A 12,554-nucleotide genomic window follows, 5' to 3' on the forward strand; every position below is an offset into this window, starting at 1 on the left:
TGTTTTCTTTTACTCTTCTAATTCTTCGTTTTCTGCTTCTAATTCTTTAATAGCCCTTTCTACTTCTTCTCTATTTGGTCTTTTTCCTGTCCATAACCACTTTGTATATACTTTTGAGTAATTGGATATAGATAATAATATTGGTAAAGTTAAAAGTGTTAAAAATGTCGCTATCATAATTCCATAAGCAATAGATATTGCCATTGGAATTAGGAACTGAGCTTGCCTACTTGTTTCAAAAATTAAAGGTGCTAATCCTGCTACTGTAGTTATTGTTGTTAAAAATATTGCTCTAAATCTCGATTTACCTGCTGCAAATAAGGCTTCTTCATATTCCATCCCTTCTTTTAGATAGCTATTGAATTTACTAATAAGGACTAGTCCATCATTAACCATAATTCCTATTAAAGCAATAATTCCTAAAAGTGATAAAATATTTACAGCAAATCCATGAATCCAGTGTCCCCAAGCAACTCCTATTAAACTGAATGGTACCATGATTAACAGCATAAATGGTTGTCCATACGATCTAAACGTAAATACAATAACAATATAGATAAGTAATAAAATGACTGGCCCTACTATTGCTGCTGAACTAGATACTTTTGAAGCTTCTCTATTTTGTCCTTCATATAAAGCTGTTACTGATGGATACTTTGCTGAAATCTCTGGCATTATTCTCTCTTGGATATCTGTAAGGATATCAGTTGCACTTCCCTGAGCATTTTTCAAATCTGCTTCTACCTTTATTTCTCTTTGTCCATCTAAGTGACTAATTGATATTTCACCTCTTTCAATTTGATAACTTGCTATTTCTGAAAGTGGAATTCTACTTCCTGTAGGAGTTACAATTCGCATGTCGTCTAAATTTTTAATTGACGATCGCTCTTTTTTATTATATCTAACCCATACTTTTATTTCGTCTTGTCCTCTTTGAAAACGCTGTGCTTGCCTACCAAAAAAACCACTTCTTATTTGCGACATTACCTCGTTCAAATTCAATCCTAATAAATAGGCATTCTCTTTTAATTGAATTTTAATTTCTTTAATCCCTTGTGGATCATTATCGGTAACATCTTTTAAATCTTGGTTCTTTTTTAACTCTTCTTTTAACTCTGTCTTAGCCGCTTTTAGCTCAGCTATATTATTACTTAACAAAGAAACTGACACTGGACTTCCTCCAAAATTACCTCCCGAACCAAAGGTTAGCGTTTCTACTCCATATACTTCTCCTACCTTTTCTCTAATTGCATTGGTAATTTCTCTTGAACTAAAAGAACGCGTTTCTCCAGGTAATAAATTAATTCGTAAAGATGCTTTAGCTGAACCTGGCCCAATTTGTTTTAAAATATTTTCTACTACTGGCTCTCCTTCTACTCCATACTTTTTAGTAAATTCTTTTTCTACCTCCCAAGTTTTTGCTTCTATTACTGATATAATACTATCTGTAATTTTCTCATTAGTCCCTTGCGGCATTGTTAAGTTAACTGAAACTCTATCACTTGCTATAGATGGAAAAAAAGTTCCTTTAATAATTCCTCCTTCAAAAGCTCCCATAGTTAACATTAATAAAGCAACTGGAATTGTCAAGCCAAAAAACTTATTTTCTAACACAAATTTTAATGCAGGAGCATATAACTTATCACGCATAAAATCCATTAAATCTTCTGCGTATTTATTAAACTTGTATAACTTTTGATTTCTATCTAGTGCTTTTGAATGAGCCACGTGAGCTGGTAAAATAATTAACGCTTCTACTAATGAAAGAATTAATGTTAATGCTACCACTGTTGCTACTTCTCCAAAGAACTCCCCTATATTCCCATCTAAAAAGAAAAATAATGAGAATGCTAAAACGGTAGTACTTATGGCTGATATAATTGGTGGTACTACTTCCATTGTACCATCTATTGCTGCTCTAATTGGATTTTTCCCTTTCTCATAATGATGGTAAATATTTTCTGATATTACAATTCCATCATCTACCAGAATACCTATTACGATAATCATTCCAAATAGCGATAATACATTTATTGTAATATTAAAATATCCAGCCAACATAAACATTCCGAAAAATGCTACTGGTAATCCAGCTGCCACCCAAAAAGCTAATCGTGGACGTAGAAATAATGATAAAAAAAGCATTACCAATAACATTCCTTGCCATGCATTTTTGAATAATAATTCAGTACGCTGATTTAATGTTATTGAAGAGTCTCTTGTTACCTCTATTTTTACATTATCATGCTCTGCATTAAACTTTTCAATGTATTCGTTTATTTTTTCTGCTGATGTAAGTAAATCTTCACTATTTGTATTACTCACCTGCATTCTTACCGCTAAATTTCCATTGTAAAAATTTCTATTAGGTGTTTCATTCCAAATATCTCTTACTGTTGCAACATCTTTTAATCTAATTATTCTTCCTGAAGCGTCTGCTTTTACTACTAAATTATCTAGTTCATCTCCGTAGTACGACCTGTTATTAGCACGTATTAAATACTCTTCTGCATCTGTTTTAACAGATCCTCCTGTTGTTAAAATATTTGCTGTAGAAACTGCATTAGCTACTTGATTAAATGTTAATTCATATGCTAATAAATCATTTTCTCTTACGGCTATTTCTATTTCTTCTTCTGGATATCCTGAAATTGAAATTTGTGAAATTCCATCTATTCTTCTGATATCGTTTTCTATTTCTCTCGCTATATTTTTTAATGATTTTAGCGAAATATCATCCCCTGTAACTACAAAACTTATGGTTTCTGCTATGTTTTCTATTTTAGCAACTACCGCTGGTTCCATTCCTGTTGGAAAGTTTGGAACTTTATCTACTGCATTTTTAACATCTGCTAAAACAACATTTATATCATAACCCTTTAAAGTTTCTACTGAAATAGTTGCTGCATTTTCTGAGGATGTAGATGTTACTCTATCTACTCCTACTAATCCTTTTAAGTTGTCTTCTATTTTTAAAACAACTCCTTCTTCAATTTCTTGAGGTGATGCCCCAGGGTATGCAACATTAATATTAATAAATTTCGCATTTGTTAATGGAAAGAAGGATGATTTTAGTGTTGAATACCCAAAAAATCCTAATATCACAAAAGCTATAATAATAATGTTTACTGCTACAGGATACTTTATAAAATATGCTATTACTTTTTTCATATCTTATTTTTTTGCTGTGCTTTTATTTTCTGAAAATATTTTAACTGGCATTCCTGCATAAGCTCCTGCAACTGGTTTATTCACTAATTCTTCTCCATTTGCTAACCCTTTTATCACTACTGTATTTTCATTAAAGTGCACTGGGTTAATTTCAACTAAGTCTAAAACATTATTCCTTACCACATACACTGCTTTATTTTCAACTAATAGTTTTCTATTTACCTCTATGGCTTCTTTTTCTGATTTAACAGGTACATTTGCTTCTAAATACATCCCTTCTCTTAAATCCTTTCCTTTTACTTCTATAAAAACTTGAACTGTTTGCGAAGCTTGGTCTATTTTTCCATTAATTCTAGAAACTTTTCCTTTCCAAACCTTTGTATTTTCTAAGTTATGTAACATTACTAGCTTACCTACTTCTAAAACATCTACCAATCCTCCATTTACCGATAATGCTAATTCAAACACAGAATTATCAATGAATTCTCCCATTTTTTGTCCTGATCTTACCAGAGTTCCGTTGGTTACCAAAGCCTCCGTTAAAACCCCATTAAAAGGAGCTCTAATGTTGTACTTTCCTAATCTTGCTTCTAGATTTTTGATAGTATAAAATGTGGTATAAATATTTCTTCCTGTTATAAAATATTTCTCTTTATCTGACTTTGGTGTTGGAAGTGGTTGTACTGTTTTATTAATATCAAAGTTTTTCAAGTAAGCATTCCAGCTTTCAAATGAATCTGGGTAATCCAAACGCATATCTGGCATTATTGAAGCTATTAAATTTTGTAACGAACTTCTTTGTGATTGAATAGACGCATAAAACTCTTGATTATTAATTTTTAAAAGTGTTTGTCCTTTTTTATAAGATACTCCTACTCTAAAATCTTTCCCAGTATTTTGTAAAACCCCTTGTACTTCAGAGTAAATATCTACTTTATTTTTAGCTACTAAATTTCCATTTGCTGAAATATTAATCTCTACATCTCCATTTTTTACCTCTTTTACAAAAACAGTTTTTTCTACTTTTGTTACTTTTTGTTCTGGTACTTTTTTACTGTTTTTTAAATAGTTTGATATTAAAAATGCTAATCCTAACACCACTATTCCTGCCACTACAATAATTACTTTTCTCATGTTCTATATTTTAGTTGCTACCACAACCTTTAGTTGATTTTTGTATTAAATTTCCTTGTACTTTCTTAATTACATTAATTGTATCTTTTATTTCTTTTTCTGAAATATTTTCTTGTAATGATGTTACAAAACTGTCCATTATTGGCATGGTTTCTTTAAGCAATTCTTCTCCTTTTTTTGTCAAATGAATATGATTTATTCTTCTATCTGATTTCGAAGGAATTCTTGCTACTAAACTTTTCTTTTCCATAGTATTTATCAGCCTAGTCAAAGAGGTCTTATCTCTACCTGTTAAAAAAGCTAGCTCCTGTTGTGGCACTCCATTCTTTTCTTCTAACTTTTTTAAAAGAACCCATTGTATTTTAGTCAAGTTTATATTTTTCTCATAAAATAAATCCTGAATATGATTATCTATCATTTTCATTGTCCTTCCTAACCAGGGCGCTAATGTTTTCTCTAAATCCATATTCCCGTTCCTTTATTAGACGCAAAGTTAGATTAAAAGATTAATTTAGTTGCATATGCAACTAGTTAACTTTCTGTTAAAATTGTTAACTTAAAAAAAACTACTCTTTATTCCATTCCTCCATCCAATTACTCATTGCTTCTTTCAATTCTTTTTTAACTTTTGAATTATATTTTTTTAATTGAGTTTCGGATAAAACTTCCTCTAACTTTAAATACTCTTCCTTCCCTACAACTTTCATTTTTTTTCGAATACTGAACATTGATGAATTCTCTACAACTTCCTTCCTTGCTTTAAAAGCATCTAAATTGATTCTAAAAATTTCTTTTGCTTGTTCTTCCGAAAGACCTAATTTTTCCTTCATTAAATCTGTTTTCTTTTTAGCCATTTCTTCTGCTGGAATTGCTTTAAACTTTTCCAATTTTGACTGACTAAAACCTATAGTTGAAATCATCAATACAATCACAACCGTTATTTTCTTTAATACATTCATCTTGTTTGTTATTTAATTATCAAGCAAAAGTATTTTAGAGGTATAAATAAAGAAGAATCTGTTATACCAACTCTTAAAATGTATAGACAAACTGGTTTTAGACTCCTAATCTTTTTAAAATAGCAGCTTTGTATGTTTCACCTATTGGTAGACGCTCATTATTTACAATAAGCTTATTTTTTTGATGTGAAGACACGTAATCTATATTTACAATGTATGAACGGTGAATACGAAAAAATTTTACTGAAGATAGTTTTTCTAAAATAGCTTTAAAACTCATTAAGGTAAGTATGGATGAGCTTGAATCCATTGTTTTTATCTTTATATAATCTTTTAAACCCTCGATATAAATAATATTTTTAGTTTCTATTTTTACATTTTCATATTCAGATTTTACAAAAATGAAATCGTTTTGAGTTTCATTCGTAATATCTTTTCTTTGCTTTAACTCATAAAGCTCCCTTGCTTTGGTTATAGCTTTTATAAATCTTGGAAACGGTATTGGTTTTACTAAATAATCGGTAGCATTCAATTCAAAACCATCTAAAGCATACTGAGGGTAGGCTGTAGTAAAAATAAACTGAGGCAAATTAGATATAGATTTCACTAATTCTAAACCTGTTAAATTTGGCATTTCAATATCTAAAAAAACCAAGTCTAAATCGTGTTGTTGCAGTAAAGATAAAACCTCTAAAGAATTATTGGTTTTGGCTACAATTTCAATATTTCCAACACGTTGAACATAGGTTTCAATAATATCTACTGCTAAAGGTTCGTCATCAACTATAATACATCTCATCTATTTTACTTCTTTTAAGTTTTACACAAACTTTAAATTTTTCTTAATTAACTTATACGCAACTGCAAACTTACTTTGTATAAATTATCCCTATCTGAAATTTCTAATTTATGCTTATTTGGATACAACAATTTTAAACGTTCTTTTGTATTCTTTAAGCCTATACCTGAATTTATATCATCTATTTGTTTTCTATTCTTTACGTTTACGCACTCAAATTTAAAATGAGTATCATCTACATCAATGGTTACAATTATTTTTGAGTTTTTTATTGGATCAATACCATACTTAAAAGCATTTTCAATAAATGAAATTAACAATAATGGTGGTATTTTTTGATTGGTAATTTCTCCTGAAACATTTAGAGAAATTCCATCTTTATCTATTAATCGTAACTTTTGTAAGTTAACATAATTTTCTATGTAGCTAATTTCCTTTTCTAACAATACAAAATCATCATTTGCTTGATACAACATATATCGCATTAACTCTGATAACATAATAACTGCTTCTGGAGCTTCGTCTGCTTTTTTTACTGTTAAGGAATAAATACTATTTAATGAATTAAATAAAAAATGTGGATTTATTTGAGATTTTAAAACCTCTAACTCTGTTATTCTTTTTTGACTCTCTATATCTTTTTTATCTGTTTCATTTTTAGTCCAAGCCAAATATGTTTTAATTACTGCTCCAAGAATTACCAGAATAATATTAAACATTACACTTATTGAAAAACTCTTATAAGCTTTTAAATTTATTTTCTGTGGTAAGGATTCAAAATAACTTGAAAAATTAAAAGACCTGTATATGAGAGCACCAAGATAAACTACCAACAATACTGCTATTACATATAAAAAAACTTTCTTTTTAAATAATAACTTTGGAACTAGCACTAAATAATTAATGTAGAAAAATACAATTCCTAATGATATTCTTACCAAAAACGGCAATGGAACTTTACCTTTATCTAAATAAAGTTGAGTTCCTACAAACAAAATAAATGTTAGCCATATAGAACTATGTATTAATAAGCGTTTGTTTGCTTTATCCATTTCTTTTAAAAATTATCCAGATAAATTTAACCTATTTATTTTTACTTCGTCTCTTTTTTATCAACTCTGATAAATCATAGGCAACTCCTATTGAAAAGAAAGGTCTGTTATCTATATCAAAATCGTACAATTCATCTTTATTTACATCTAATAAAGAATACGTATTACTAAACGAATAACCTGCATTAGCAATAGCTCTCCATCCTTTTGCAAACTTATAGCTATAACTAATATTTGCTAAGAAATTTCTAAACTGAATTTTTTGAGCTTCTTCTCCATTAAAAATTGGACTGTTACTTCCCGATAAATTCGAATAAAAACCTTGCTGTCTTGCTTCTATCCTAAAACTATTTTTCTTATTTAAATTATAATTGAAAAAAGTACTCGGAAAACCAATTCCATATGAAAATCTTTCATTTAATGTTTGTCTAAAACTTACAAAAGGAATCACACCTGGTTTTCCTGATAAAGTAGCATAGGCCACCCCAAAAATCATAACACTTCCTTTCTTAAAATTCCCCCATCGCTTTGTTGCTAATAAAGCTCCATTTAGTAATAAATCTTCTGAACTTAAACTTCCTTTAAGATTTGAAGAAATAGTTGGATTTACTCTTGCTGTTAAAAGCCATTGTTTTTTCAATGGGTAACTATAAGACAATGCATATGATAGATTATAAAAAGTTTCTATCTCTTTTGTATCAAATGGATAACTCTTGTTATAATTCAATACCGAATGATCAAGTCCAATAGAATTGGTTATAAATCCCTTTCCTACTTTTACTGGAATATTAGCACGAATTTCTGTACTATTAAAATCGAAATCTTTACTACTTGGCGAGTATTTATGCTCAATACTAAATAAATCTGGTTGCTGCTGACTATAACAAGATCCTATTACACTTAGAAAAAACACAGCGTTTATTACTTTTCTCATTGATGGCTACTTTAAAATTAAGTTCCAAACCTATAATTACTATACAGCATAATGAAAAAAATTATACTGGCTTAATTTTTCAATAGATGAACCATTATTTTTTATCTACAAAAAACCCGAAGAACTTAATCTTCGGGTTTATTTTATCATTTTTTAATTAATTGTATAGACATCATTGACAGTTTCACTCAATCTGAAATATCCAAACACCTCTTCATTACTATCATTTATATTAATACAATTCCCTTTTACACGTGCTGGTGTGGTTTGAAACGGTCCTCCTTGCCCAAGTTGTTCTATTAATAAATCTATGTAGTTATAATATCGTCTTGAAATTCCTTGAAGGCTTAAAGTAACTGTTCCTCCTTTAACTAAATCCTCATCTTCATATTCGATAAAATTCTGATTACCATCTGTAAATTCATCTTTTAAAGTTTCTAAATCAGGGATTGCTAAATTTGATGCTTGAAATACTCCAAGATAATAGTTAGCGACATCTTTAGGATCGTCAAAATATACTTTTAATTTAATTTCATCATCTCCTCCTATCGATGGAACTGCCTCTTGCTCTATATTCTTAATACCTACAACTGAAATTAATGTTTCCGTGGCTCTATAAGTTTTCCCATCATAAAGTACTTCTAATTCGTATTCGTCATTCAATACTGGATTAAATGTTCCTATGGTATAATTTCCATTATTTTGATTTGCAAATGTAAAAACCTCTCCAGTATTAGTATTCGTTACTTGAACCTGAGCATTTAAAACTGGCTTATTGGGTTCGTTTGAAAAATATTCAGTTGATGTACTCAATTTTATAGTCTGATTTACTCCCGATGTTCCTTTTTCCCATAAAATAGAAGCTTCTATTACCAAACGCTCTCCTCCATTTGGGACACTTACATTTACTACTTCTGTACAAGCATAAAACAAATTAATAATAAGAATGATTACAACTGATTTTATAATTAACTTTTTCATTTTCTTAAAATTTAAAATTATAACTCACTGAAGGAATAATACCAAAAATGGTAGTCTGCGTAGCTTCATTAGCTCCTGTTGTAGCATTTTGTCCAAAACTTATGGAAGCCGCATTATTACGATTGTAAATATTATAAATACTAAATACCCATTCTCCTTTCCATTTTCTATTCTTGTTTTTTCTTGGAGTTAATGTTGCAGAAACATCTAATCGATGATAAGCAGGCAATCTACTTGCATTTCTTTCGCTATACGTAGGTATGGATAATCCTTGATAATTAAATTGACCATTAGGATATGTTACTGGTCTACCCGTTTGAAAAATAAAATTAGATCCAAAACTCCATTTTTCATTCAATTTATAGTTTCCTGTAAACGAAACATCATGAGTTCTATCGTAAGCTGTGTTATACCAGTTACCATTATTAATTCCTAATCCACCAGAAGCATTCCCAGGTGCTCTTTGCTGTGCTTTTGACAAGGTATATGATAGCCATCCTGTAAAATTTCCTTGGTTTTTTCTCAATAACACTTCCAATCCATAAGAACGCATTTCACCAATTAAAATCTCACGTTCTATATTGTTTTGCGCTATTAAATCAGCTCCATCAATATAATCTACTCGGTTATCTACTGTTTTATAATACACCTCTGTTTCTATAGAGTACATATTATTTTTAAAATTCCTGAAATACCCCAAAGCATATTGATCTGCTAACTGTGGTTTTAAAAATTTACCACTTGGTGCCCATACATCTAAAGGTGTTGCCGAAGTTGTATTGGATATTAAATGTAAATATTGTGCTGTACGGTTATAACTTGCCTTTAACGAAGATTTATTATTTAATTGATACGATAAGGCAAAGCGTGGTTCAAAATTACCAAATGAGGCTATTGTTTTTCCACTTGAATAATTAGTTTCTCCAATAGCTTCTGCTCGCTCATAAATACCTAATTCAGAATTATACACTACTGGTAAATCATTTTGATACTCATTTAATGTTTGGGCTCCTAAACGATAAAAAGTACTATAACGTAATCCATACATAGTGGTTAGCTTATCTGTAATTTTATGCTCTAAACTTGCATAAACCCCACCTTCAAAAGCGCTCTTATCATCTAATTTTCTAGAATTTATACCAGAAGCTTCGTTTAATGGATTTAACTCTCCAGGATTAAATTGGTAATAAATTCCGCTAAGTCCAAAATTGAACTTCATTTTATCGCTCGCATAATAGCCAACATCATATTTCAAATTATAGTTATTAATATTCGACTTCCAATCTAAGCCTTGCATATCAAGCTTCAAAGCATAATTATATCTACTGTAGATTACTGATAAATTTGAAAATAACTTGTCATTAAAAATATGGTTCCATCTTAAGTTTCCTGAAATGTTTCCATATGAATTAGAAAACCTCTTAACTAGACTAAAATCGTCTTGCCCTAAATATCCTGACAAAAACATTCTATTCTTGCTATCAATCTTATAGTTTGTTTTAAAATTAAGATCGTAAAAACTAGCACTGTTACTATTATTTGCCAGTTTTAAAAATAAATGTGCGTATGATGCTCTACCTGATAACAAAAACGAACCTTTATCTTTAAATGTAGGACCCTCTGCTGTTAACCTACTCGATATTGCTCCAATACCTCCTGTAAGCGCAAATCGCTTGCTATTCCCTTCTTTTTGACGGATATCTAACACCGAAGAAACACGGCCTCCAAACTGCGCTGGAATCCCACCTTTGTATAGTTTTATATCCTTAATAGCATCACTATTAAACACCGAAAAGAATCCAAATAAATGCGATGAATTGTAAATAATTGCTTCATCTAACAGCACTAAATTTTGGTCTTCTGCACCACCACGCACATTAAATCCTGAAGCTCCTTCTCCTGAATTTGTTACTCCTGGTAAAAGCTGAATTGATTTAATAATATCTACTTCTCCCATTACAGCGGGGATCTGCTTAATTGTTTTAGTAGATAATTTTGTAACGCTCATTTGAGGTGTTCGTATATTCGTTTTCTTTAACCCTTCCGAATTAATCACAACCTCGTCTAACTGTGAAGTATCTTCTTGTAGTTCAAAATTGAGTTTTAAATTACTATTTAGTGATACTTCTTTTTCAACCGTCGTAAATCCTAAATAAGAAATTATCAAAGTATAATTTCCTTTGGGAACCGTTAACGAATAAAAACCATATTCGTTTGTTGAAACCCCTAAATTGGTTCCTTTTAAAAGAACAGTAGCTCCTGTTAATGTTTCTCCGTTTGTTTCAGATTTTAACGTTCCGCTGATTGTTATTTTTTCTTGAGCAAAGCTTAAAAAAGATGTAAAAAATATTACACAAAAAATGAATTTCTTCATAAAAGTTTAAATGTTTTTATTGGTTTAAAATCATCAAACATAACGAGAAGAAATTGTTTGTATTTGCCCGTACAACTGGCTTTGGAGCGAAATACTGGTTTTAGGAGTGAAAAGATTTAGATTAACTTTTCTTTAAGAATACTAGAATTACTAAACCTCTTTTTAATACAATGAAATTTTTGTTTTTATATCCTTTAAATAAGTTTTTGAAACTGGTATTTTAATCATTTCTGGACTCCCCAATATCAAATTTGGTTTTTGATTTAAGTATTTTAAACTTTCTATATTCATCAAATTTACCGCGTAAGATCGATGACACTTTATTAGAGATGGAAAATCTTTTAATTCATTTAAAACTTTAGAAAAACGTGTTCTTACACTTTGCTCAATCAATCTTCCATTTTTCAAATACTTTATTAAAATATATTGGTTTTGAGATTCTATTGCATAAATAGTATTAATGGCTACTGTTAATTTACAAACATCATTTTCATCTAATACCTTTATTAAGTCTTCATTTCCAGAAGCTATTTTATAGTGCTCCTTAATAACTGTCAAATCTTTTTCTAAAGTAACCTTATCACTTAACAACTGCTTTAAATACGTGTATACTAGTATTCCCATTACAGGATACAATAGCACTATACATAAACTAAAATATGTTAAAAACGAGTAAAAAAACATTTCTCTCATAATATTATCAATAGTAATAACATCTTCTTCGAAAATAAAATAATCAATAATTGTAGTAACACACACTATTAATAATACATCAATAAAAAACCACTTCAAGAAATATTTGATAGTATAATTTTTAACCAAAAACTGTTTTCGTAAAACAAATTGACTGAATGCTAAAACTAAAAATATAACACATGAAAAGAATAACAACAACAACAAAAGCTCTACAATATTATAACGACTATTTTTCAATACTTCATAAATTCCAAAAGGTTGATAAATCAACACAAAAAGCATTAAAAATATAGAGCTGCTTGATACATAAAACCACTTTTCTTTATTAGTATTAAAAAACTGGAAAGGTATATTTAGAAACTGTCGTATTTTCATTTCTGTATTTTAAAAGTTTGATCATACTTAAAACAGTTTCTATTCAAAAATAGTATACAAGCTTTTCTTTTTTATATGA

At 29.6% G+C, this 12,554-nt stretch carries 10 protein-coding genes; all 10 read right to left on the reverse strand.

Annotation, left to right across the window (positions count from 1 at the left end):
* Positions 1-9 precede the first annotated feature (9 nt).
* The 10 genes from ACOQN8_RS17615 to ACOQN8_RS17660 all read right to left on the reverse strand — a co-directional run bounded on the left by ACOQN8_RS17615 (position 10) and on the right by ACOQN8_RS17660 (position 12,475).
* Positions 10-3,171: an efflux RND transporter permease subunit gene (locus ACOQN8_RS17615; protein WP_420553695.1), complete on the reverse strand. Its 3,162-nt coding sequence runs from the start codon at positions 3,169-3,171 to the stop codon at positions 10-12.
* A gap of 3 nt (positions 3,172-3,174) precedes the next feature.
* Positions 3,175-4,305: an efflux RND transporter periplasmic adaptor subunit gene (locus ACOQN8_RS17620; RefSeq protein ID WP_420553696.1), complete on the reverse strand. Its 1,131-nt coding sequence runs from the start codon at positions 4,303-4,305 to the stop codon at positions 3,175-3,177.
* A 10-nt stretch (positions 4,306-4,315) separates the two neighbouring features.
* Positions 4,316-4,771: a MarR family winged helix-turn-helix transcriptional regulator gene (locus ACOQN8_RS17625; RefSeq protein WP_299122640.1), complete on the reverse strand. Its 456-nt coding sequence runs from the start codon at positions 4,769-4,771 to the stop codon at positions 4,316-4,318.
* 100 nt (positions 4,772-4,871) lie between these two features.
* The gene (locus tag ACOQN8_RS17630) at positions 4,872-5,264 is read right to left on the reverse strand and encodes an SPFH domain-containing protein (RefSeq protein ID WP_420553697.1); all 393 of its coding nucleotides are present in this window, start codon (positions 5,262-5,264) and stop codon (positions 4,872-4,874) included.
* A gap of 97 nt (positions 5,265-5,361) precedes the next feature.
* Positions 5,362-6,063, reverse strand: a complete 702-nt coding sequence (locus ACOQN8_RS17635) for a LytR/AlgR family response regulator transcription factor (RefSeq protein ID WP_420553698.1) — start codon at positions 6,061-6,063, stop codon at positions 5,362-5,364.
* Positions 6,064-6,110: 47 nt separating this feature from the next.
* The gene (locus ACOQN8_RS17640) at positions 6,111-7,115 is read right to left on the reverse strand and encodes a sensor histidine kinase (RefSeq protein WP_420553699.1); all 1,005 of its coding nucleotides are present in this window, start codon (positions 7,113-7,115) and stop codon (positions 6,111-6,113) included.
* A 31-nt stretch (positions 7,116-7,146) separates the two neighbouring features.
* Positions 7,147-8,049: a DUF6268 family outer membrane beta-barrel protein gene (locus ACOQN8_RS17645; RefSeq protein ID WP_420553700.1), complete on the reverse strand. Its 903-nt coding sequence runs from the start codon at positions 8,047-8,049 to the stop codon at positions 7,147-7,149.
* A 153-nt stretch (positions 8,050-8,202) separates the two neighbouring features.
* Positions 8,203-9,030, reverse strand: a complete 828-nt coding sequence (locus ACOQN8_RS17650; RefSeq protein WP_420553701.1) for a DUF4249 family protein — start codon at positions 9,028-9,030, stop codon at positions 8,203-8,205.
* A 4-nt stretch (positions 9,031-9,034) separates the two neighbouring features.
* On the reverse strand, positions 9,035-11,404 hold the full coding sequence (locus ACOQN8_RS17655; protein ID WP_420553702.1) for a TonB-dependent receptor: 2,370 nt from the start codon (positions 11,402-11,404) through the stop codon (positions 9,035-9,037).
* Positions 11,405-11,566: 162 nt separating this feature from the next.
* Complete coding sequence (locus ACOQN8_RS17660) at positions 11,567-12,475, reverse strand: LytTR family DNA-binding domain-containing protein (RefSeq protein WP_150901420.1); 909 nt, start codon at positions 12,473-12,475, stop codon at positions 11,567-11,569.
* Between the last annotated feature and the right edge of the window lie 79 nt (positions 12,476-12,554).

Source organism: Tenacibaculum aiptasiae (assembly GCF_965221665.1).
GTDB classification, from domain to species: domain Bacteria; phylum Bacteroidota; class Bacteroidia; order Flavobacteriales; family Flavobacteriaceae; genus Polaribacter; species Polaribacter aiptasiae.